Raw genomic sequence first — 21,245 nt, 5'->3', positions numbered from 1 at the left:
ACCCCTGGCAACGACCCCCTTCCTCCCCGCGACTTACCAGGGGAGAGGAAGGGGGAACAGCGATGTCGATCGATGTCCAGCAGCCACGGCCCCTCGGCCTGGTCGGGAGCCACGTCCAGATCGCCGGTACCGCCGGCGGGGCGTTCGAGGCGCAGTTCAACTACCGGATTCACGAGGGGCACGACGAGGTCGTCGGCGGGTTCATGGCCGGTGACGGGACCGGTGGCCACGGCCAGTTCCAGGTGAGTGTGGACGTGTCGGGCGCCTCGTTCGCGCTCGACCGGCTCTTCGTCGAGGTGTTCTGGGTGTCGCCGAAGGACGGTGCGGAGCTCGACAAGGTGATCGTGCCCGTCGTCTACGGGCCGCGGATCGTGCCGGGGTACCGCGTCTACCAGGAGTACGCGATCCAGCCGGGCGACACCCTGTGGGGGATCGCCACGCAGTTCTACGGCTCCGGCAACCTCTACACGCGGCTGGTGCGCGCCAACCCGCACGTCATCACGGACCCCAACGTGATCCATCCGGGGAGCGTGATCCGAGTTCCGCAAGCCTGACCGGTTGACGCTGTGGGCCGACCGCGAGTTCGGGAAGCTCTGGCTCGCCAGGGTGATCTCGACCGCGGGGTCCGCGGTGTCGGGCGTCGCGCTGCCCGTCCTCATGTACTCGCTCACCGGCAGCGCCGTGTACACGGGTGCGCTGGCGGCTCTCACGGCCGCGCCCTACCTCGTGTTCGGTCTGTTCGCGGGTGCCCTCGTCGACCGGACGGACCGGCGCACGGTCATGGTCTGCACGGACCTCGTCAGCGCCGGGCTCCTCGCGAGCGTGCCGGTGGTGGCCGCTCTGGACGCGCTGACCCCGCTGCACCTGCTGCTGGTCGCCGCGGGCGTGGCGAGCGTCGGGGTGTGGTTCGACGCGGCCAACTTCGGGGCCGTGCCCGCGCTCGTCGGCTGCCGCAACCTCGTCCGTGCCAACAGCGCGATCTGGAGTGCCGCCACCGCCGTGCACATCGTCGCGCCGTCGGCGGCCGGCGTGCTGATCGTCGTCATCGGACCGGCGGGAGCCATGGCGCTCGACGCCGTCAGCTTCGCCGTGTCCGCGGCGCTCGTCCGAATGATTCTGAGACCTCTCAGCAAAACCGGGAAACCGCGGAGCACGCTCTGGGCCGACATCAGAGAAGGGCTCGAGTTCCTGTGGAGGGAACCCACAGTCCGGCTCTTCACCGCCCTGGGGATCGGTCAGGCGATCGCGGGCGGCGCGGTGTCCGGGCTCATCGTCGTCTACGCCTTCCGGGTCTTCGGCGTGCCCGGCACCGACGCGCGGATCGGGGTGTTGTTCAGCGCCCTGGCCGCCGGGTCGTTCGCCGCGATCGTCCTCATGCCGAGGATCAGTGACGCCTGCGAGCCCCGGCACGTCACGACGATCGGGCTGTCCGCCGGCGCGGGTGTCATGGCGTTGCTGGTGGGGGTGGATCAGTGGTGGCTCGCGGTCGCCGGCACCGCGTTGTGGGGACTGACCTCGACGGTCGTCATCGTCAACGGGCTGACGGTGCGCCAGCTCGCGACCCCTGATCACCTGCAGGGCAGGGTCAACCTGGTGGGACGCATGGTGACCTTCGGGGTGGGGCAGCCGACCGGTGCGCTGGCCGGGGGAGTGCTGGCCGACGCGTGGTCGGTGCAGGCCGCCCTGGTGATCACGGCGTTACCGCTCGTGTTCGCCGCCGGGGTCGGGTGGTCGAAGGTGAAGGCGGGACCGGACCGTGAGCTGGGACACGGACTCAAGTGATCCTGTGCCGAGGACCTGGTTGCTTGTTGGTTTCATACAAAGCACGCTGCTCAACTCGCTTCGATCCAGCGGTTTTCCTACCGGGTAGTAGACGAGAGTGTGTACATCGATTGGGCGGCGACTGCCGCTGAGGTTTGTGCGTCCGCGAGGAGTCAAGTCGTTGTTCAGTCGTGTAGCGATCGTCAACCGCGGGGAAGCCGCAATGCGGCTGATCCACGCCGTCCGTGAGCTCGCCGCCGAGTCAGGGGAACGGATCGAGACCGTCGCCCTGTACACCGATGTCGACAAGTCGGCGCCCTTCGTGAGGGAAGCCGACCTCGCCTACAACCTCGGCCTGGCGGCGGACCGTCCGTACCTCAACCTGAAGGTGCTGGAGACCGCGCTCGTCGAGACGAAGGCCGACGCCGCGTGGGTCGGCTGGGGCTTCGTCGCAGAGATCCCGGAGTTCGCCGAGCTGTGCGAGAAGGTCGGCGTCACGTTCGTCGGCCCGTCGGCCGAGGCCATGCGCAAGCTCGGTGACAAGATCGGCTCGAAGCTGATCGCCGAGGAGGTCGGCGTTCCCGTCGCGCCGTGGAGCCGCGGTGCCGTCGAGAACCTCGAGCACGCCCTGAAGGTGGCCGAGGAGGTCACCTACCCGTTGATGCTGAAGGCGACCGCCGGTGGTGGCGGCCGAGGCATCCGCAAGATCACCTCGCCGGAGGAGCTCGAGGAGAACTTCGACCGCACCAGCATGGAGGCCGAGCGCGCGTTCGGCTCCGGCGTGATGTTCCTGGAGCGCCTCGTCACCGGCGCCCGCCACGTCGAGGTACAGGTCATCGCCGACGGCCGGGGCACGGCGTGGGCGCTCGGCGTCCGCGACTGCTCGGTGCAGCGGCGCAACCAGAAGATCATCGAGGAGTCGGCGTCCTGCGTGCTGGAGCCGCAGCAGGTCGAGGACCTCAAGGCGTCCGCGGAGCGGCTCGCGAACGCGGTCGGCTACCGCGGCGCCTGCACCGTCGAGTTCCTCTACCACCCCGGTGAGAAGCTCTTCGCGTTCCTGGAGGTCAACACCCGCCTGCAGGTCGAGCACCCGATCACCGAGATCACCACGGGCTTCGACCTGGTCAAGGCACAGCTGCACGTCGCGGGCGGCGGCAGGCTCGAAGGCGCCAAGCCGGCCGAGCTCGGCCACGCCGTCGAGGCCCGGCTGAACGCGGAGGACCCGGACCGCGACTTCGCGCCGTGCCCCGGCAAGATCGTCCGTCTCGAGCTGCCCGCGGGTCCCGGCATCCGCGTCGACACCGGTGTCGCGGAGGGCTCGCAGATCCCCGCCGACTTCGACTCGATGATCGCGAAGATCATCGCGTACGGCCGCAACCGCGACGAGGCGCTCGGCAAGCTGCGCCGCGCCATGGCCGAGACGACCGTCATCATCGAGGGCGGCACGACCAACAAGAGCTTCGTGCTGGACCTGCTCGACGAGCCCGCCGTGATCGACGGCTCCGCCGACACCTCCTGGATCGACCGCGTCCGCGCCGACGGCGGCCTGATCTCGCACCGCCACTCCGCGATCGCCCTCGCGGCGGCTGGCATCGAGGTGTACGAGGACGAGGAGCAGATCAACCGCACCGAGCTGCTGGCGTCCGCGCACGGTGGCCAGCCGCGCACGAACCACGAGGGCGCGCGCAAGCTGGAGTTCGTGCTGCGCGGCCAGCCGTACGTGGTGCGGGTCGCCCGCATCGGTGCCACCAAGTACCGCGTGGGTGTGTCCGCCGCGGACTCCGATGCCGTGCTGACCGGTGACGTCGACGTCGAGCGCTTCGACCACCACGTCGGCCAGATCACCGTGAACGGCACGCGATTCCGTGTCGTCACCGGCACTTCGGGCCCGGTCCACCAGGTCGAGGTCGACGGTGTCACGCACCGCGTCACCCGCGACGAGGGCGGTGTGCTCCGCTCGCCGATGCCCGCGCTGGTCGTCGCGACCCCGCTGGAGGTCGGTGCCGAGGTCGAGGCCGGCGCACCGGTTCTGGTGCTCGAGGCGATGAAGATGGAGACGGTGCTGCGCGCGCCGTTCCGCGCCCGCCTCAAGGAGCTCAACGTCGTCGTCGGCACCCAGGTGCCCGCCGGTGGCGCGCTGCTGAAGCTGGAGGAGATCGAGGACGCGGACGGCGCCGTCGAGGTGCAGAAGTCCGAGTCCTCCGTCGAGCTGGAGCTGCCCGCCCCGCGCACCGACGTCCAGCCGGAGGAGCTCGCCGCGCGCGGTCTCGAAGACCTGCGCAACCTGTTGCTGGGCTTCGACACCACGGCCGCCGACACCGAGCGCGTGCTGGCGGACTACATGGGCGCGCGGCACGACCTGCCGGAGCGGCCGCTCGTCGCCGAGGCCAAGCTGCTCGGCATCTTCGCCGACCTGTGCGACCTCTCGCGCAACCGCCCGGCCGGCGAGGAGAGCAAGCCGGAGAACCACATCCACTCGCCGCGCGAGCACTTCCACACGTACCTGAAGACGCTGGACGCCGACCGCGCCGCGCTGCCGGAGAGCTTCCGCGCCCGGCTGCGGAACGTGCTCGGCCACTACGGCATCGCCGAGCTGGAGCGCACGCCGGAGCTGGAGCAGGCCGTCTTCCGCATCTTCGTGGCGCTGCGCCGCGGTGTGTTCGACGCGGCCGTCGCGACGACCCTGCTGCGCCAGTGGGTGCAGGAGGCGCCGCCGGTCGAGTCCGAGCGGGTGCAGGTCGGCCTGGTGCTGGAGCACATCGTCGCCGCGACGCAGGTCCGCTACCCGGCCGTGGCCGACCTGGCCCGCAGCGTCGTGTTCACGTGGTTCGCGCAGCCGCTGGTGCGCCGCAACCGCGCCCGCGTGCACAGCGAGGTCCGCAGGCACCTGATCCACCTCGACGCGCAGCCCCAGGCCGCCGACCGCGAGGAGCGGATCGCGGCGATGGTGGCGTCCGCGGAACCGCTGGTGCGCCTGCTCGGCCAGCGCATCGGCAAGCCCGGCGCGGACAACACCCCGTTGCTGGAGGTGCTGGCGCGCCGCTACTACACCAAGAAGGCGCTGGAGAACCCGCGCGTGAACGGCGCGTTCTTCATCGCGGAGAACGAGCCGGAGCAGACCCGCCTCGTCTCGTCCGCCGTGGAGTTCCCCGCGCTGTCGGAGGCCATCGGCGACGTGGTGAAGCACGCCGACGGACGCCCCGTCGTCGCCGACCTCTACGTCAACTGGCCCGACGGCCCGACCGACCAGGACGAGATGGCCGCCGGCCTGGGCGCGGCGCTGGCCGCGCACCAGCTCCCGCCGACGATCACCCGCATCACCACCACGGTGGCGGGCCGCCGTGGCGAGTCGATGCACCACCACTTCACGTTCCGCCCGTCTTCCAACGGGTTCGCCGAGGAGAGGCTGGTGCGCGGGCTGCACCCGCGCATCGCCGAACGCATGCAGCTGGAGCGGTTGCGGGAGTTCGACCTCACCCGCCTGCCGTCGCTGGACGAGGACGTCTACCTGTTCCGCGCGGTCGCCAAGGCGAACAAGTCCGACGAGCGGCTCGTCGCTCTGGGCCAGGTGCGCGACCTCACGCCGCTGCGGGACGACGACGGCCGGATCGTGGCTCTGCCCGCCGCCGAGGACGTGCTGGCCACGTGTCTCGACGGAATCAGGCGCGCTCGTGCGCAGGCGGGTGGCCGGACTCGCCTGGCCACCAACCGGGTCGTGCTGTACGCGTGGCCGCCGACCGACCTGTCCTCGAAGGACCTCGACGCGGTCGGCTCGCGCGTGCTGCCGACGACCACGGGCCTGGACCTGGAAGAGGTCCTGTTCCTGGCGCGCCGCAAGGATCCCGTCTCCGGTGAGCTCACCGACATCGGAGTGCGCATCGCCAACGACGCGGGCGCCGGTGTGTCGTTCTCGTTCGTGCAGCCGCCGGCCGAGCCGATCCAGCCGCTCGACGACTACCGCCAGAACGTCCTGCGCGCCCAGTCGCGCGGCACGATCTACCCGTACGAGCTGGTCGACATGCTCGCCGGCGACGGCGGGTCCTTCGTGGAGCACGACCTCGTCGACGGCGCTCTCGTGCCGGTCGACCGCCCGCGCGGCGGCAACAAGGCGGGCATCGTCGTCGGTGTGGTGACGACGCCCACCCCCGCTTACCCAGAAGGCATGAAGCGCGTCGTGCTGCTCGGCGACCCGACCAAGTCGCTGGGTGCGCTGGCCGAGCCCGAGTGCACCCGCGTGATCCACGCCCTGGACCTGGCCTCGGAGCTCTCCGTTCCGCTGGAGTGGTTCTCGCTGTCCTCCGGCGCCAAGATCTCGATGAGCTCCGGCGTCGAGAACATGGACTGGGTCGCCGCCGCTCTGAAGCGGATCGTCGAGTTCACCCAGGCCGGTGGCGAGATCAACGTGGTGGTCAACGGCATCAACGTCGGCGCCCAGCCGTACTGGAACGCCGAGGCCACGATGCTCATGCACACCAAGGGCATCCTCGTCATGACTCCGGACTCGGCCATGGTGCTGACCGGCAAGCAGGCGCTGGACTTCTCCGGCGGTGTCTCGGCCGAGGACAACTACGGCATCGGCGGCTACGACCGCGTCATGGGCCCGAACGGCCAGGCGCAGTACTGGGCACCGAACCTCCGCGCCGCGTTCGACGTGCTGCTGGCTCACTACGAGCACAGCTACATCGCGCCGGGCGAGCCGGGCCCGCGCCGGGTGCCGACTTCGGACCCCGTTTCCCGTGACGTCTCCTCCTACCCGCACGTCGTCGGTGACAGTCCTTTCGCGACGGTCGGCGAGATCTTCTCGATCGAGGCGAACCCGGACCGCAAGAAGCCGTTCGACATCCGCACGGTCATGCGCGCGCTGTCCGACCAGGACCATGACGTGCTGGAGCGCTGGGCGGGCATGGCGGAGGCCGACACCGCGGTCGTCCAGGACGTGCACCTCGGCGGCATTGCCGTGACGCTGCTGGGCATCGAGTCGCGCGGCGTGCCCCGCACCGGCTTCCCGCCCACCGACGGCCCGGACACCTACACCGCCGGCACGCTGTTCCCGAAGTCGTCGAAGAAGGCGGCCCGCGCGATCAACGCGGCCTCGGGCAACCGGCCGCTCGTGGTGCTCGCGAACCTGTCCGGCTTCGACGGCTCCCCGGAGTCGATGCGCGAACTCCAGCTGGAGTACGGCGCGGAGATCGGCCGCGCGATCGTCAACTTCGTCGGCCCGATCGTGTTCTGCGTGATCTCGCGCTACCACGGCGGCGCGTTCGTGGTCTTCTCCAAGGCCCTGAACCCGTCCATGACGGTGCTCGCGGTCGAGGGCTCGTACGCCTCGGTCATCGGCGGCGCACCCGCCGCGGCCGTGGTGTTCGCCCGCGAGGTCGACGGCCGCACCGCCAACGACCCGCGCGTGAAGAAGCTGGAGGCCTCGGTCGCCGAGGCCACCGGTGCCGAGCGCGCGGCCCTGACCGCCGAGCTGACGGCGACGCGTCAGTCGGTGCGGACGGAGAAGCTGAACGAGATGGCCGCCGAGTTCGACCGGGTGCACAGCGTGCAGCGCGCGGTCGAGGTCGGGTCGGTCGACGCGATCATCTCGGCTGCCGAGCTGAGGCCGGCGATCATCAAGGCGATCGAGGACGGTCTCGCTCGCTAGTGCCGTGGCAGTCGGCCTTTGCCCCGTGTTCGGCGGTCAGACGGCCGCATCGTGGTGCCGGCCCCGCGTCCCTGTACTGGTTGTACCGGGGGCGCGGGACCGGTGCCGCGAGGTGGCCCGCTGAGCGTCGAAGACGCGGCGAAGGCTGGCTGTCGCGGAATTGGTGGTTGGATGGGGCCCGGTCGCGGTGTGGCCGGGCCCTTCTACGTTTCCTGGGGGATCTGTGCGAGACATCGCCGAACTCGTCGACGTCACCGATCCCGGTTGGCCGGTGATCGCGGACGCCATCGCCGAAGGCGCCACCGAGTGCGTGGTGCTGCCGCCGGACAGTTCGGCGTGTCGTGCGACGCTGCTGCAGCTGCAGGTGACAGCGCGGTCTCTGCTGGGCGCGGTCGTGCTGAACAGCGGCGGGATGCTGCTGCACCACGGCTGGTTGCGCGTGTACGGCGGATCCGGTGGTGCGTTGCCGAGTCTGGCCGAGGTGAACGGGTTCCCCGCCTCGTTCGATCCCTCGTGGGCGCCCGAAGCGGGGCTGGTCCTCGCGCACGACGTGCTGGGCGGCGTGTTCGCGTTGAACGGCATGGACTGCGCGCGACGCGGCCGGCCCGGGGAGCCGGGCCAGGTCGTCTACTTCGCACCGGACTCGCTGGAGTGGGAGACGTTCGACGGTCCGCACGGCCAGTGGCTGATGTGGATGCTGGACGGTGGCCTGGAGAACTACTACGCCAGCGTGTTCTGGCCGTCCTGGCGCGCGGAGGTGGCGGAGCTCGGCCTCCGCGACGCGATCACCATGTGGCCGCCGCTGTTCTCGAAGGAGGGGGCGGAGAACATCGCCGGCACCACTCGCAGCGCGGTGCCGTTGCGTGAGCAGCTGTCGTTCGGCGTGGACTTCGCCGGGCAGTTCGGCCTCCCCGCTCCCGGCCCGCTGGGCCTCCTCTGATCAGGCCGCGTCGGCGCCGAGTTCGACCGGGTGCACAGCCCGGCGCGATCGAGGACGGTCTCGCTCGGGAGGTCTTCTTGATGAAGGCCTGTTCCTCTGGTCTGCTCGCCAGCGCGAACGGGCGCCCATCAATCAAGCCGCGTCGAGTTTGAACGGGTCGTGCTCGGCCAGCAGCTTGTCCAGCCGCGCTCTGTCCACCCGGCTCGTGATGTAGGTGTCCTCCTGCCGGTCCCTGATCACCTTGGCCAGCGTGAACGCCGACGTGACCGTGTAGAGCATCGCGATTCCCAGGAACGCGCGCACCCATCCGTCGACGGGCAGGAAGACGACTCCGATGCCGACGGCGGTCAGCGAGAGCCCGAACGAGAGGACCGCCTGCATGTAGAAGGCACCGGTCGTCGGCGTGTGCGGGGGCGTGGAAGTAGTCATGATCCTGAGAGTCCTGCGTCACACCCGGACTGTCATGAGTACAGCTACTCATGTCGAGGTCACGTTTCGTTGGTGACCCCGAAGGGGATGTGCACGCACGGCACGGTCTGGATCAGGTGCCCGCGCTGGTCGTCGAAGAAGATGTGCGGCTTGAGGACGTCGAGGATCGGGGCCTTCCTGAGGCCTCCCAGGAAGAACGCGTCGTTCACCGTCAGCCCCCACGCCTTGAGGCTGTTGATCGCGCGCTCGTGTGCCGGTGCCGACCTGGCCGTGACCACCGAGACGCGGATCCGGTTCTCGGCCTGCCGCTGGATCCGGTTGATGCCGGCGAGGAAGTTCCTCAGTGGACCGGGATCGAGCGGCGTGACGACGTTCGTGGCCTCGTGTTCCTGGAACTGGTCGAGCCCGCCGCTCTGGTAGACCCGCTCCGCCGCGTCGTCCGCCAGCACGCCGTCGAAGTCGAACGCGATCCTCAACGCCGGGTCGTCGTCGTCCTTGAACGACGACTTGAGGACCTGACCGGCGGGCATGCCGGCCAGCGTCGCCTTGCGGACGTCGTCCTCGTGAGCGGACAGGAACAGCGACATGTTCAGCGCCGGCATGAACTCGTGAGGTGCGCGTCCCTCGGTGAAGATCGCGCGCGTGATCGTGAGCCCGTGGTGGGCGGCCGAGCGGAGGATGCGCAGGCCCGTGTCGGGGGAGTTGCGCGACAGCACGATGACCTCGACCAGCGGTCCCAGCGAGTTGAGCTGCAGCAGCCGGCGGATGAACGGGAACGCGACCCCCGGCGCGAACGGCTCGTCGAGGTGCGCTTCCTGGTAGGCGCGGTAGGCGTGCTCGCCTTCGGAGTGGAAGACGGCGTCGGACGCGGAGAGGTCGAACAGCGCGCTCGACGCGATGCCCACGACCAGCAGGTTTTCCAGGCTGGGTGCCACGGCACAGATCGTACGGCGGGCGATGATCCCGGTGAGGGATCATCGCCCGCGTCATCGGGCCGGAGACTCAGTTGAAGCGCCACTGCTGGTTGGCGGTGCCGGCGCAGTCCCAGAGCTGGAGCCTGGTGCCGTCCGCCGAGCTGGGGCCGGTGGCGTCGAGGCATCTGCCCGACCCCACGTTGCGCAGCTGGCCGTTGGCCTCGGAGGTCCACTGCTGGTTCGGCGCGCCGGTGCAGTCCCAGATCTGTGTCACGGCGCCGTTGGCCGTGCCGGACGCGTCGAGGCACTTGCCCAGGGCGCGCACCGTGTTGCCGTTGCGGGTCCACTGCTGGGCGTTGGTGCCGTTGCACGTCCAGAGCTGAACCGCGGTGCCGTTGGCGGAGTTCGCGCCCGCCACGTCGACGCACTTGCCGCCGTAGCCGGTGATCGTGCCGCCGGTGGGCGGGTTCGGGTTGCCGCCGGACGCGGTTTCCCAGATGGCGTTGAGCAGGCTGGTGCTGTTCGTGGTGTCCTGGGAGAGCTCCCAGTTCATGACGCCGCCCGCGTTCGACATCGCCCACGTGGTCTTGCGGCGGATCGTCGGCAGGCCGTTGTAGCAGTTGCCGTTGTAGCAGTCGCGGTTGGCGTTGGCCGGGTCCTGCGCGACGAGGTCGCGGTAGGAGATGTAGGTCGGACGGCTGTAGAAGGGCACGCCCAGAACCGCCTTGCTCGCCGGCAGACCGCGGTTCTTCCAGAAGTTGACGCTGTTGATCGACCAGTCGTAGTTCGCGTGCGGGCTGCCGCCGTCGTAGGCCATGATGTTCAGCCAGTCGACGATGCCGAACACCGCGGGCTGCACACCGTTCGCCACGGAGCCCTCGCTGACGACCGCGGCCGTGAGCAGCTTGCCCCTGCTGTGCAGTGCGTCGCCCAGCTGCCGCATCAGCAGGGTGAAGTTGTCGCCCTCGACGCCGGGGTCCGGGTACTCCCAGTCCATGTCGACGCCGTCGAGGTTGTACTGGTTGACGACGTTGATCAGGGCGTTCACGAACGTGGTGCGGCTGTTCGCGTTGGCGGCCAGGATCTCGAAGTTGTCGTCGTTGCCGTTGTTCCACCCGCCGACGGCGATCGAGACCTTCACGCCGTTCTGGTGGCCGAGGCTCACCAGCTGCTGCAGCCTGCCGGGCTCAGGGACGCCCTGGAGCGTGCCGTTCGCGTTCGGCAGCACGAACGCGTAGTTGATGTGCGTGAGCTTGTTGTACGGGATGGTGCTGACGTTGCTGGACCACGACGGCTGGTAGCCGACGCTCTTGAAACCCGGGGGATACGCGGCCTGCGCGGCCGGCGCGATGACCGTCAGTGTCGCCGCGGTCGCGGCCAGCGCGAGGCTGACGGCGCCGAGGCGAGATCGGAGTGAACGCATTGCAGGGGTTGCCTTCCACTTCGTCGTGCGCCCACCGCGACGTTAGTGGTCTAGACCGGTTGCGGGGAAGATCAACAAGCGACCGGAACCAGTTCCGGTCGCCTTCCGGGGAATCAGCGGAGGTAGGACGCGCCGTTCACGTCGATGATCGTGCCGCTGGCCCACACCGCTTCCGGTTGCGCGAGCCACGCGACCGCCGAGGCCACCTCCTCGGGCTCGGCGACGCGGTGGAACGGGCTCTGCGCCCGGATCGCGTCGCCCTCGGGACCGGCGAGGAAATCGGTGACCATCTCGGTGCGGACGAAGCCCGGCGCGACACCGGCGACCGCGATGCCCTGCGGCGCAAGGGATTGCGCGAGCGACTGGGTCATCGCGTGCAGCCCGGCCTTCGCCGCCCCGTACGCCGGGGCGTCGGGTTCGCCGCGGTAGGCGCCCCTGGAGCCGATGTTGATGATCCGGCCGCCCTCGGTCATGTGCCGGACCGCGTGCCAGGCGAGGTCGGCGGGGCCGAACAGGTTGAGCTCGATGGTGCGGCGCCAGGCTTCCTGCCATTCGCCGAAGCTGGTCGTCGTGATCGGGTGGTGGAAGTAGATGCCCGCGTTGTTGACCAGGACGTCGAGCCCGCCGAGCTTCTCGACCGTCTCGCCGACGATCTGCTCGGCCTGGCCGGCACCGAGATCGCCCTGCACGGTGACGTGACCGTCTCCTGGCAGGTTCGCGGCGACTGCTTCCGCCGCGGCCGGGTCGGACCGGAAGTGGACGGCGATCCGGTGGCCCTTGTCCGCGAGGGCGTGGGCGATGGCGGCACCGATGCCGCGCGAGGCTCCGGTGACGAGTGCGTGCCGGGTCATGGCACCTGCCTGTCGATCATCCACTTGCCGTTCTGCTGAACGAGCGTGTACGTGTGGCGCTCGGTCATGGCGACACTGCCGCCTTGCATGTACTGCACTGTCACCGTCACGACGTTGTCGCCCTGCGGTTCCGGGTTCGACACCTGGACGCCCGTGTACTGGCGCCAGAACGACTGGTAGCCCTCGAAGGTCAGGTTGCGGCGGCTGGCCTTGAAGCTCTCGGTGAGCAGCGACCAGCCGGTCTGCAGGTCGTTGGGGATCAGCGCGTAGTACGCCTCGATCGCCTGCTGTGCGGTCTGCGGGGCCGGCGGGGGCGTCTGGCCGGGGTTCGGGGTGGCTGTCTGAGGGTTCGACTGGGGCTGGGTCGTGGGCCGTGCCGGCGTTTCCGTCGGCGACTGCGGCTGGGACTGGCTCGTGGTGGGCGCGTTCGAGGTGCCGGAGGTCGGCGGGTTGGCCGCGTTGTTCTGGCTGCCGCCCTTGGGCCACAACAGGAACGAGCCGATGCCCACGGCCAGCACGAGGATCACGATCGCGATGGGGACCAGCGGGAACCTGCGCCGCTTCTCCTCGGGTTCCGGCTGGGCGGGGACCGGGGTGACGGGTGCCGGTTCCTCTTGTGTGGCAACAGGTTCTACGGGTGCTGCCACCGCGGGCTCGGGCTCGGGTTCCGGCTGCGGCTCGGGCTCGGGCTCCGGCTCTGGTTGCGGCTCGGGCGCCGTGAGCTTGGCGGCCTCGGCGGCAGCGGCTCCGGCCACCAGCCCGGCGGCGGCCGCGCTCGCCTCCTGCTTGGCCTTCTCCTCCGGCTGGGCCTCGACCGGAAGCTCGACCGTGGCCGGAATGACGGCGGTCGCCTCGGACACCTGCGGCGACTCGTTCACCACGGCGGCCAGCAGGTGCACGGCCTCCTCCATGGTCGGCCGCCGCTCCGGGTCGTTGGCCAGCAGCCGGAACAGCACGGGGGACAGCAGCGGCCCGGCACTGGCCGGCGGCATGAACGAACCGCTCGCCACCCGGTGGAGCATCGCGATGTGGTTGTCGGCGGCGCCGAACGGAGGGGCGCCCTCGACGGCGTTGTAGAGCGTGGCGCCGAGCGAGAAGACGTCGGAGGGGAAACCGGCGTCGTCGCCGCGGGCGACCTCGGGGGAGAAGAAGGCGGGCGTGCCGACGGTGCCGGTCGCGGTGGCGGTGCCGTCGTCGGTGGCGCGGGAGATGCCGAAGTCCGTGATCTTGACTTCCTGGTCGCCGATCAGGACGTTGCCGGGCTTCACGTCGCGGTGCTGGATGCCGTGGCGGTGCGCGGCGGCGAGGGCGGCGGCGGTGTAGCAGCCGATGCGGGCGACCTCGCGGGGCGGCAGCGAGCCCTGTTCGGCGATCACGGCGGCGAGGCTGCGGGAGGGGAGGTACTCCATGATCAGCCAGGGCTGACCGTCCTCCTCCACGACGTCGTAGACGCGGATGGCGTTCGGGTGTTCGAGCCGCGCGGCCAGCCGGGCCTCGCGCATGGCCCTGGCCTTGGCGCGTTCGATCTTGGCGTCGTCGAGGCCGTCGAGCGCGAGCAGCTCCTTTGCCGCGACCACGCGATGCAGTTGCTCGTCGTAGGCCTGCCAGACGACTCCCATCGCCCCCTGACCGATCTTCTCCTGCAACCGGTAGCGGCTCCCGATGAGCCTGCTCTTCTCCTCCACGCCCGCGCTCCCGTCACCTTTGATCACCCGCAAGTGTGACGGTTGCCGCGTTTGCCATTGACTGTAACCCTACATGGGGGTACATATAGGGTTATGCCGAAAATCAACGTGTACCTGCCCGATGACCTGGCCGAAACGGTGAAGGAACTGAACATTCCGGTCTCGGCGATCTGTCAGCGCGCGCTCGAGGTGTCGGTCAAGCGGCTCACCTCGGTGCGCGGGCTCACGGTCGCGGATCTCGACGGCGACCGGGGCTCGCAGCTCACCGAGCGGCTGCGCACGGTGATCCGTCGCGCGGCCGAGTCGCCCGTGGTGACCACCGCTGAGCTGGGGCGGGCGCTCGTCGAGGAGGGCGCCAACCTCGGTCTGGACGTGCTGCGCGCGATCGACATCGACCCGCGGACGCTGCGTTTTCCGTCCTCGCCCGGCGAGGGGACCGGCTTCGCCCAGGACGCGGTCAACGCGCTGGAACTTGCCGTGGTCGAGGCGATGTCGCTGGGGCACAACTACGTGGGCTGCGAGCACCTTCTGCTCGGCATCATCGCCGAACCCGACGGCAAGGGCGGCGAGGTGCTCCGCGAGCACGGCGCCGACCTCAAGGGCACGCGCCGTGCCGTGCAGACCGCGCTCGCCGGCATCGTGCACCTGAAGAAGCAGCAGCAGGCCGCGCCGGACGCGGCCAAGGTGCTGCAGATGATCATGACTCGGCTGGACCGGCTGGAGAAGCAGGTGGGTATCGGCTGACCAGCTCGGCGCCGATGCGTGCGAGGTGCTCCTGCACCGAGTCCGGTGACTCGACGGTGATCAGGCCGCCCCACCCGGCGACGTTGCGGGCGATGTCGAGCGGGCGCGGTGCGGTCAGCTGCACCCGGACGTGCTCGCCGATGTTCGCGAGCACCGTGCAGTGGCGGCCGTGCATGTGCTGGAAGATCTTCACGAACCGGGCGGGCACCAGCATGATCGCCGCGGTCTCCGAACGGCGTTGCTCGACCTCCGTGACGACCGAGTCCCACGCCTTCGTCAGCTCGAAGTCCGGCGGCTTCGTCGACGGCGTGCCGGTCAGGGTCGCACCGAGGATCCGGTCGATCCGGAACGTCCGCTGGCCGTGCGGGGTGCCGGCGACGAAGTACCAGATGCCGTCCTTGTCGACGAGTCCCCACGGGTCGACCACGCGCCCGGTGGGTGCCGAGCCGCGCTTCTGGTAGGTCAGGCGGACCTTGATCTGCTGCACCACGGCCTGTTGCAGCACCGACACCAGCGCCGGCCGGTCCTTCGTGTCGTCGCCCCAGCCCGCGGTGTCGACGACGACGGCGGACGCCGCGGCTTCCGCTTCGGCGCGGAACGTCTGCGGCAGTGCGCGCACCAGCTTCCTCAGTGCGGATTTCACCTGCGGCGCGACGGAAGCGGCCGGTCCGGCGATCAGGAACAACGCCTGCGCCTCCGCCGCGGTCAGCCCGCTCAGGTCGGTGCGGGCCCCGCCGATGAGCGACCAGCCGCCGCCGCGACCTGGCTGGGGGTACACGGGGACACCCGCGGTGGACAGCGCCTCGAGGTCGCGGCGGGCGGTGGCGGTGGACACTTCGAGCTCTTTTGCCAGCTCAGCGGCGGTGATGCGGCCTCTGGCCTGCATCAGCAGCAACGTGGCGACGAGACGGTCTGCGCGCATGTTCCGAGGTTCCTCATCAAAGTGCTCACTAGATGAGCACTTTACGGCGGAGGGTGAATCCCGACACCGAAGTTTTTTCTGGAGGGATTCGCGATGTTGCGAGGCATGTCGACTGTGACCTACTACGCCGACGACCTGGAGGCGGCGCGCGCCTGGTACACGTCGTTCCTCGGGATCGAGGCCTACTTCGAGGGGCGCACGCCGGAGGGGGAGCTCGGGTACGTCGAGTTCCGTCTCGGCGACTACCTGGCCGAGCTGGGGCTGGCACAGCGGAAGTTCGAGGTGACGCCGTCGGACGGTCCGGCCGGTGCGATCCTGTTCTGGGCGGTCGACGATCTCGAGGCGACGTTCGCCCGGCTGCACGAGCTCGGTGCGAAGACGCACGACGAGCCGCGGGTGCGCGGTGAGGGGTACGTGACGGCGTCCGTCGTGGACCCGTTCGGGAACATCCTCGGGATCATGACGAACGTCCACTACACGGCTGTCGCAAAGGAATTCGCAGAGCGGAAGCGCGGCTGAGAGGCTCAGCCGCCAAGTGCGCTGTGTCCGGCGGCCTGATCTCGTGGTGGCCGCCTATCCTGCCCAGATGACGCAGCTCGCCATCACAGGACATCGCGGCCTCTCGGCCGAGCTGGAGGCGGAGATTGATCGGATGATCCGTGCCGCCGTGGCCGAGAGCGGCGATGTCGGTGGTGTGTCGTGCCTGGCAGACGGCGCCGACGCCGTGTTCGCGCAGGCTGTGCTGGACGCCGGCGGTGCGCTCGTTGCCGTGCTGCCCGCGGTGAGGTATCGCGAGTCGCTGCCTGAGGATTACCGGCCCGTCTACGACAGGTTGCTCGCGCAGGCGGCCAAGGTCGTGCAACTGCCGTTCGTCACGCCCGACCCGCACGCGTACATGGAGGCGGGCAAACGGATGGTCGACGAGTCCGACGCGTTGCTGGCCGTGTGGGACGGGCAGCCCGGCCGCGGACCCGGTGGCACTGCTGATGTGGTCGCCTATGCGCGGTCGCGAGGTGTGCCGGTCACCGTTCTCTGGCCCGAGGGCGCGATCCGCTGAGGGCGCTCCACAGCACTCGGCGCAGAACGGCGGGCCGGAAGAGTGCCGCCGGGTGGTCGACCATCTGCGAGACGCGGATGAAGGCGCGGTAGACCTGCGGGTTGCCGGGGATGACCTCGAACAGGTGGCGGGCGTACCACTGCGTGAACCGCGTGCTCCGCGGCAGTTTCCGCTGGCTCCAGCCGAGGTCGGTGGTGGTCGCGGAGGTCCACGGGATCTGGGCGGACTTGGCGACCGCGCGCTGGAAGACGAGCGGCTCGTGGGCCAGGTCGTGGTCCTCGAGCAGGTTTCGCAGGTCGGTGCAGTTGAGGGCGGCGAGGGTCATGCCGTGGCCGTAGACGGGGTTGAGCGAGACGACCGAGTCACCGAGGGCGAGCAGGCCGCGCGGCCAGTTCGGGACCTTGTGAAAGCGGTTCCAGCGGCTGCGCAGGTTGGGGGCGTGGTGGATCGCTGACGCCGGGGTCGCCGTCTTGATGATCTCGGCGATGTCCTGGCACTCAAGCGTGGTGGCGTAGGCGAGGAAGCCGTCCTCGTCGGTCGGGGCGGCGTCGCCGCCCGCGCCGAACAGGGTCACGAACCACAGACCGCCGTCCACTGTGGACACCGCGCCGCCGCGTCTGGTGGTGGGGGCGTGCGTGATCTCGTAGGCGGTCTTCCAGTCGAGCTTGAGGTCGTGGTTCACGTGGTAGAGGCGTGAGGTGTAGGCGAGGTGGCCGTTCACGATCATCGGCGCCGGGCAGTGCACGCCGAACTCCGCGAGCCACGAGACGAGCTTGCTGGTGCGGCCGGACGCGTCGACCACGAGGTCCGCGTAGTCGGTGTAGGACTCGTCGGCCCGCCTGCCGTGCACGCCGGTGACCGTGCCGCGGTCGTGCAGCAGGCCGTCGATCGTGACACCGTCCACAAGGGACACGTTGGGCAGCTTGAGCACCCTGCGCCGGATGATCTGTTCGATCGTCACCCGTGTCATCGAGTGGACCTTCAGGCCGATGGGGTCGCGCGGTGCCCACCCGGCGGGGGCGCGGCTCATGAAGTCGCTGCCGAGGTCGGCCTCGACCGCGCCCGCGGCCGCGAGTTCCGCGCCCAGCTTGGGGAAGAGAGCTTCCAGCGCCTCGGCGCCGCGGGCCAGCAGCGCGTGCGGGTGGTGGGCCTGCGGGATGCCTGCGCGGTGTTCGGTGTCCACGGTGATCTGATCGCGCTCCACGAGCACGACGTCGCCGTACGACTCGGACAACACCCTGGCCGCCAGCAGTCCCGCGAAGCCGGCGCCGATGACTAGGGCGCGGTCGGAGTACATGGCGCTCATGCTGGCAGAGCGCGGCTCCCGGATCGATCCCCCGAAGGTCCCCTCTGAGAGCCTCCCGGCAGCTGCTACGACAGCTTCGCGACGAGCTCTGCCCGGCTGCGCACGCCGAACTTCGCGAAGACCGATTTGAGATGGTCCTGGACGGTGTACGGCGAGATGGCGAGCCGTGCCGCTATCTCCGCCGTCGACTGGCCGGCCAGCACCTCGTGGCAGATGTCCCGCTCGCGCGCGGTCACCCCGTGGGCCTTCAGCAGCAACCCGGTCAGCTCCGTGCCGGACGCCCGGCTGATCGTCACCGCGGCCTCCACGCCGTCGGTGCTGACGAGCTCGCTGGCCTCGAGGAGGATCCAGCCGCCGTGCGCGTCGCGGACTCGCGCCTTGAACGTCCCGGCGCGGGTGCCGGCCGCGGCGGCGCGCATCATCACGGCGAACCTGCCCGGCGCGATCTCCTCCAGCTCTTCGCGCCACCGTGTCGCGGAGGCGGTCGTCGCGCGGATCGTGCCGTCCTCCGCCACGACGACGATGGCGGGTGCGCCGTCCCGTCTGGCCGCTGTTCGCGCTGCGACCCTGGTCGCCGATCCCAGCGCGGGTGCCACCGACGCGATGAACTCCAGCTCGCGCTCGCTGAAGTCGCTCGTGCGCACCATGCCCGCCGCTCCCCAGCACGTGTCGTCGGCGCGGAACAGCGCGCGCAGCTCGTGGCTGAGCCCGAGCGGGCGCCAGACCTCGTTGAGCCGCGTCGAGCGCTTGTCCCCCAGCCTTGCCACGGTGTCGCCGCGCTGGGCGAGGGCCGCGAACGTGTGCGGCTCGCCCGGTGTGTGCTCGACGCTCGCGAGGAGTGGCTCGTACTGCTGCGGGATGCGGTTGGCGCCGCTGGTCATCGAGCTGATCGCGCCCGAGTCGGGGTCCATGGAGGCCCAGCAGGCGAGCTCGCACGGAACCACCCGGTCGACCAGGGCGATGGCCGCCGCGTGCAGCTGCGCGACGTCCAGCCCGGCGCTCGCCAGCGCTGTCACCTCGCGCCGCACGCCCTGCGCCCGGCCTTCCCACATGGTTCGCAGTATGCGCCGCCGTCGTGTGGTCCGGGCATCCCAGATTTGCGGGATGTCCGGGGTTGCCCGGGGAGACGGACGCTGCTCGGCATGATGAGCACCCGTGTTGTGAGCACCGCAGGCGAGGGCGAGGAACTGACCTCGCCCGACGCGACGATCACCGTCCGGATCTCCGGGAAGCACACCGGCGGCGCGTTCGAGCTGTTCGAGGTGGACGCGCCGCGAGGCGAGGCCGCGCCACCGCACCGCACGCCGTGGCCCAAGGCCTACTACGTGGTGCACGGGCGCATGGCCGTGTTGCTCGACGGCGAGCTGCACGACCTTTCGCCGGGCTCCGCCATCGTCATCCCACCCAACGCACCGCACACGTTCACCGTGCACACGCCCTCGGTGCAGTTCCTGGCGTTCGCCGTGGGTGACGTGATGAGCGCGTTCTTCCGCGACCTGTCTTCGCACGGGCTGGAGGCTTTGGGACGCCACGGGGTGACGCAATGAGCGTCGTGGCGCAGGTCGCGGCGGGGGTGGCCGTGCTCGTGCACCTGGTCGTGTGGGTGTGGGAGGCGTTTCTGATCCACCGCGTGCACTACTCGGTGTTCCGGCAGCCCGCGCAGGACGTGCCGGCGATCCGGCTGTGGGCGTTCGGGGTGGGGTTCTACAACCTGTTCCTGGCCGGTGGCCTGATCGCCGGGCTCATCGCCGTGCATTCGGGGCACGAGCTGGTCGGGCGCACGCTGGTGATCTACGTGTCGTGGTTCATGCTGCTGGGCAGCGTCGTGCTGGCGGTGGCCGATCAGCTGGCGATGAGCAGGCCGCGCAACCAGGCGTGGGGAGGCGTGGCGGCGGAAGGTGTCCCGCCGCTGGTCGTGCTGCTGTCCGTCTGACGGGCTTTCCTACACTTCACGAAACGAAGACTGTTTGGGGGAACTGTTCGTGAAGATCGTCGAACTGCCCGACGGGGCCGTGATCACCGGGCGTGGCCTGCGCGACGGCAAGATCGTGGACCCGCATCCCCAGTACGGGGTGTACCTGCAGCCACGACCTGTCGACATGCCGTGGCCGCACGACTGGATCGACTGGCCGGACTTCCGTCTTCCGCGTGATCACGACGCCGCGATCAGGGTGATTCGCGCCCTGCACGCCCGCGCACTGTCCGGCGAACGCGTCGAGGTCGCCTGCAGCGGTGGCGTCGGACGCACCGGCACGGTCATCTCGTGCCTCGCCGTCCTGGCGGGCGTGCCGGCGGACGAAGCCGTGGCGTGGACACGCGCGAACTACCACCGGCGCGCGGTGGAAACACCGTGGCAGAAGCGGTGGGTGAGGCGCTTCCCCGTCCAGTAGTGCTCGGGGGCGCCGTTCCTTTCGCGGAGCGGTGCCCACATCCGGTCGTCAGGAGTCGAGCTCGACGACCCTGCGCCTGTGCACCAGCTCGATCACGTCGGGCGGCACCGAGTCACCCGCCTCCAGAAGGCGGGGGAGCAGGTCCGCGTCCGTGGTGACGGCGCGGAAGAACATCTCGACCGTGACGTCGTGGCCGGGCCGGTGGACGACGGTGATCTCGTCGCCTGGCGCAATCAGTCCCGCCTCGATCACGCGGAAGTACGCGCCGGGCCGCGCCTCCTGCGTGAACCGCTTCACCCAGCCGCTCTGCCCGAGAAAGCCCGCGAACGTGCGGCACGGCACGCGTGGCGCGGAGACCTCCAGCAACGCGGTGCCGACCCGCCACCGCTCGCCCACGAGGGCGTGCGTGTGGTCGATGCCCTGCGTCGTCAGGTTCTCGCCGAACTGGCCGTTGTGGAGGCCGACGCCCAGCTCTGCCTGCCAGAAGTCGAGGTCTTCACGGGCGTAGCCGTAAACGGCCTGGTAGTCGCCGCCGTGGTGGTTCCAGTCGCCGATCTGATCGCCCTGGACGCCGCTGCCCGCTGTGCCCTTCGGTCCGGGCGGGCTCACCTCCAGCGGCCCGTCCACCGGGCGTTTGTCGATCGCGGTCGCGCCCTTCTTGGCGTAGTCGACCGGGATCGTCTTCTGGGCGATGTTCAGCGAGAGCACGACGGGCATGCGCCCGAGATTATTGGCCGACCGCTCTGGTGGCGATCGAATTGACGTAATCCTCGTAGATGCCCACCTTGTAGGTGATCAGGTCCATGCACTCCTGGAGCTGCGCCATCTGCTGACGCACGCGCTCCTGGTGTTCCTTGAGGATCTCGAGGCGCTGCAGCTCGTTGCCGTCGCCCTGGCGGACCAGCTCGGTGTAGCGGCGGATCTCCGGCACCGGCATTCCGGACATCCGCAGCATGATGCACATGCGCAGCCAGTCGACGTCCTGTTGCGTGTAGACCCGGCGCCCGCCCGGTCCTCTGTGGACCTCGTTGGCGAGGATGCCCTCCTTCTCGTAGAACCGCAGCGCGTGCACGCTCAGCCCGGTGCGTTCGGCCACCTGCCCTATGCTCAAGCTCATGCCCCGAGCATAGGTTCTTGACCTAGAGGCGACTCTAGTTCCTAGGTTTTGCGGCATGA

General features: G+C 69.8%; 20 protein-coding genes. 10 read left to right on the top strand and 10 right to left on the bottom strand.

Annotated features, from left to right (window positions below):
- The first annotated feature begins 62 nt into the window (after nt 1-62).
- From C8D87_RS04565 to C8D87_RS04550, 4 genes are all read left to right on the top strand, one after another.
- Nucleotides 63-554 carry a Gmad2 immunoglobulin-like domain-containing protein gene (locus tag C8D87_RS04565; RefSeq protein ID WP_112225637.1) on the top strand — a complete coding sequence of 164 codons (492 nt, stop codon included), beginning with the start codon at nt 63-65 and terminating at the stop codon, nt 552-554.
- Nucleotides 555-558: 4 nt separating this feature from the next.
- Complete coding sequence (locus C8D87_RS04560; protein WP_112225636.1) at nt 559-1,782, top strand: MFS transporter; 1,224 nt, start codon at nt 559-561, stop codon at nt 1,780-1,782.
- Nucleotides 1,783-1,942: 160 nt separating this feature from the next.
- Complete coding sequence (locus C8D87_RS04555) at nt 1,943-7,408, top strand: ATP-binding protein (protein WP_112225635.1); 5,466 nt, start codon at nt 1,943-1,945, stop codon at nt 7,406-7,408.
- Between the two features lie 223 nt (nt 7,409-7,631).
- A complete protein-coding gene (locus tag C8D87_RS04550) occupies nt 7,632-8,348 on the top strand; it encodes a DUF2625 family protein (protein WP_112225634.1) in 717 nt (238 codons plus the stop codon).
- A gap of 132 nt (nt 8,349-8,480) precedes the next feature.
- Here the strand turns inward: C8D87_RS04550 and C8D87_RS04545 are convergent, their stop codons facing one another.
- From C8D87_RS04545 to C8D87_RS46740, 5 genes are all read right to left on the bottom strand, one after another.
- Nucleotides 8,481-8,777 carry a YiaA/YiaB family inner membrane protein gene (locus C8D87_RS04545; RefSeq protein WP_109641380.1) on the bottom strand — a complete coding sequence of 99 codons (297 nt, stop codon included), beginning with the start codon at nt 8,775-8,777 and terminating at the stop codon, nt 8,481-8,483.
- A 59-nt stretch (nt 8,778-8,836) separates the two neighbouring features.
- Nucleotides 8,837-9,712, bottom strand: a complete 876-nt coding sequence (locus C8D87_RS04540) for a 5'-nucleotidase (RefSeq protein WP_112225633.1) — start codon at nt 9,710-9,712, stop codon at nt 8,837-8,839.
- A 67-nt stretch (nt 9,713-9,779) separates the two neighbouring features.
- Nucleotides 9,780-11,114, bottom strand: a complete 1,335-nt coding sequence (locus tag C8D87_RS04535) for a glycosyl hydrolase family 18 protein (protein WP_109641378.1) — start codon at nt 11,112-11,114, stop codon at nt 9,780-9,782.
- Nucleotides 11,115-11,227: 113 nt separating this feature from the next.
- The gene (locus C8D87_RS04530) at nt 11,228-11,965 is read right to left on the bottom strand and encodes an SDR family NAD(P)-dependent oxidoreductase (protein WP_109641377.1); all 738 of its coding nucleotides are present in this window, start codon (nt 11,963-11,965) and stop codon (nt 11,228-11,230) included.
- Entirely contained in the window at nt 11,962-13,650 is a 1,689-nt protein-coding gene (locus C8D87_RS46740) for a protein kinase domain-containing protein (RefSeq protein ID WP_215732158.1), read from the bottom strand. The genes C8D87_RS04530 and C8D87_RS46740 overlap by 4 nt, the downstream gene beginning before the upstream one ends.
- A gap of 93 nt (nt 13,651-13,743) precedes the next feature.
- On the opposite strand from C8D87_RS46740, the gene C8D87_RS04520 reads away from it, so the two are divergent.
- Nucleotides 13,744-14,394: a Clp protease N-terminal domain-containing protein gene (locus tag C8D87_RS04520; protein ID WP_109641376.1), complete on the top strand. Its 651-nt coding sequence runs from the start codon at nt 13,744-13,746 to the stop codon at nt 14,392-14,394.
- Here C8D87_RS04520 and C8D87_RS04515 read toward each other — a convergent pair.
- On the bottom strand, nt 14,348-15,316 hold the full coding sequence (locus tag C8D87_RS04515; protein ID WP_109641375.1) for a helix-turn-helix transcriptional regulator: 969 nt from the start codon (nt 15,314-15,316) through the stop codon (nt 14,348-14,350). The genes C8D87_RS04520 and C8D87_RS04515 overlap by 47 nt on opposite strands.
- Before the next feature lie 105 nt (nt 15,317-15,421).
- Here C8D87_RS04515 and C8D87_RS04510 point away from each other — a divergent pair, with 105 nt between their 5' ends.
- Complete coding sequence (locus C8D87_RS04510; protein ID WP_233441895.1) at nt 15,422-15,835, top strand: VOC family protein; 414 nt, start codon at nt 15,422-15,424, stop codon at nt 15,833-15,835.
- 67 nt (nt 15,836-15,902) lie between these two features.
- Nucleotides 15,903-16,373 (top strand): hypothetical protein, encoded by a 471-nt coding sequence (locus C8D87_RS04505; protein ID WP_112225631.1) that lies wholly within the window; start codon nt 15,903-15,905, stop codon nt 16,371-16,373.
- Here C8D87_RS04505 and C8D87_RS04500 read toward each other — a convergent pair.
- Complete coding sequence (locus C8D87_RS04500) at nt 16,339-17,670, bottom strand: FAD-dependent oxidoreductase (RefSeq protein ID WP_170166303.1); 1,332 nt, start codon at nt 17,668-17,670, stop codon at nt 16,339-16,341. The genes C8D87_RS04505 and C8D87_RS04500 overlap by 35 nt on opposite strands.
- Before the next feature lie 74 nt (nt 17,671-17,744).
- On the bottom strand, nt 17,745-18,731 hold the full coding sequence (locus tag C8D87_RS04495; protein WP_112225629.1) for a response regulator transcription factor: 987 nt from the start codon (nt 18,729-18,731) through the stop codon (nt 17,745-17,747).
- A gap of 90 nt (nt 18,732-18,821) precedes the next feature.
- On the opposite strand from C8D87_RS04495, the gene C8D87_RS04490 reads away from it, so the two are divergent.
- The 3 genes from C8D87_RS04490 to C8D87_RS04480 are packed head-to-tail and all read left to right on the top strand — an operon-like array spanning nt 18,822 to nt 20,069.
- On the top strand, nt 18,822-19,226 hold the full coding sequence (locus tag C8D87_RS04490) for a cupin domain-containing protein (RefSeq protein ID WP_170166302.1): 405 nt from the start codon (nt 18,822-18,824) through the stop codon (nt 19,224-19,226).
- Nucleotides 19,223-19,612: a DUF1304 family protein gene (locus tag C8D87_RS04485; RefSeq protein WP_112225628.1), complete on the top strand. Its 390-nt coding sequence runs from the start codon at nt 19,223-19,225 to the stop codon at nt 19,610-19,612. Before C8D87_RS04490 ends, C8D87_RS04485 begins: the two co-directional genes overlap by 4 nt.
- 55 nt (nt 19,613-19,667) lie before the next feature.
- A complete protein-coding gene (locus tag C8D87_RS04480; RefSeq protein ID WP_215732242.1) occupies nt 19,668-20,069 on the top strand; it encodes a protein-tyrosine phosphatase family protein in 402 nt (133 codons plus the stop codon).
- A gap of 48 nt (nt 20,070-20,117) precedes the next feature.
- Here the strand turns inward: C8D87_RS04480 and C8D87_RS04475 are convergent, their stop codons facing one another.
- Together C8D87_RS04475 and C8D87_RS04470 are read right to left on the bottom strand one after the other, a co-directional pair.
- Nucleotides 20,118-20,786 carry an MOSC domain-containing protein gene (locus C8D87_RS04475; protein ID WP_112225626.1) on the bottom strand — a complete coding sequence of 223 codons (669 nt, stop codon included), beginning with the start codon at nt 20,784-20,786 and terminating at the stop codon, nt 20,118-20,120.
- A 10-nt stretch (nt 20,787-20,796) separates the two neighbouring features.
- Nucleotides 20,797-21,186, bottom strand: a complete 390-nt coding sequence (locus tag C8D87_RS04470) for a MerR family transcriptional regulator (protein ID WP_109641367.1) — start codon at nt 21,184-21,186, stop codon at nt 20,797-20,799.
- Nucleotides 21,187-21,245 lie beyond the last annotated feature (59 nt).

Source organism: Lentzea atacamensis (genome assembly GCF_003269295.1).
Taxonomy (GTDB): domain Bacteria; phylum Actinomycetota; class Actinomycetes; order Mycobacteriales; family Pseudonocardiaceae; genus Lentzea; species Lentzea atacamensis.
The sequence above is the reverse complement of the archived record's forward strand: the minus strand, read 5'-3'. Positions and strand labels throughout refer to the sequence as shown.

Excerpts from the sequence above, each read along its gene's own strand:
- C8D87_RS04510 (WP_233441895.1), top strand. The coding sequence starts at position 15,422 with ATGTCGACTGTGACCTACTACGCCGACGACCTGGAGGCGGCGCGCGCC.
- C8D87_RS04535 (WP_109641378.1), bottom strand. The coding sequence starts at position 11,114 with ATGCGTTCACTCCGATCTCGCCTCGGCGCCGTCAGCCTCGCGCTGGCC.
- C8D87_RS04515 (WP_109641375.1), bottom strand. The coding sequence starts at position 15,316 with ATGCGCGCAGACCGTCTCGTCGCCACGTTGCTGCTGATGCAGGCCAGA.
- C8D87_RS04545 (WP_109641380.1), bottom strand. The coding sequence starts at position 8,777 with ATGACTACTTCCACGCCCCCGCACACGCCGACGACCGGTGCCTTCTAC.
- C8D87_RS04475 (WP_112225626.1), bottom strand. The coding sequence starts at position 20,786 with ATGCCCGTCGTGCTCTCGCTGAACATCGCCCAGAAGACGATCCCGGTC.
- C8D87_RS04495 (WP_112225629.1), bottom strand. The coding sequence starts at position 18,731 with ATGTGGGAAGGCCGGGCGCAGGGCGTGCGGCGCGAGGTGACAGCGCTG.
- C8D87_RS04485 (WP_112225628.1), top strand. The coding sequence starts at position 19,223 with ATGAGCGTCGTGGCGCAGGTCGCGGCGGGGGTGGCCGTGCTCGTGCAC.
- C8D87_RS04490 (WP_170166302.1), top strand. The coding sequence starts at position 18,822 with ATGATGAGCACCCGTGTTGTGAGCACCGCAGGCGAGGGCGAGGAACTG.
- C8D87_RS04530 (WP_109641377.1), bottom strand. The coding sequence starts at position 11,965 with ATGACCCGGCACGCACTCGTCACCGGAGCCTCGCGCGGCATCGGTGCC.
- C8D87_RS04505 (WP_112225631.1), top strand. The coding sequence starts at position 15,903 with ATGACGCAGCTCGCCATCACAGGACATCGCGGCCTCTCGGCCGAGCTG.
- C8D87_RS04520 (WP_109641376.1), top strand. The coding sequence starts at position 13,744 with ATGCCGAAAATCAACGTGTACCTGCCCGATGACCTGGCCGAAACGGTG.
- C8D87_RS04470 (WP_109641367.1), bottom strand. The coding sequence starts at position 21,186 with ATGAGCTTGAGCATAGGGCAGGTGGCCGAACGCACCGGGCTGAGCGTG.
- C8D87_RS04500 (WP_170166303.1), bottom strand. The coding sequence starts at position 17,670 with ATGTACTCCGACCGCGCCCTAGTCATCGGCGCCGGCTTCGCGGGACTG.
- C8D87_RS04565 (WP_112225637.1), top strand. The coding sequence starts at position 63 with ATGTCGATCGATGTCCAGCAGCCACGGCCCCTCGGCCTGGTCGGGAGC.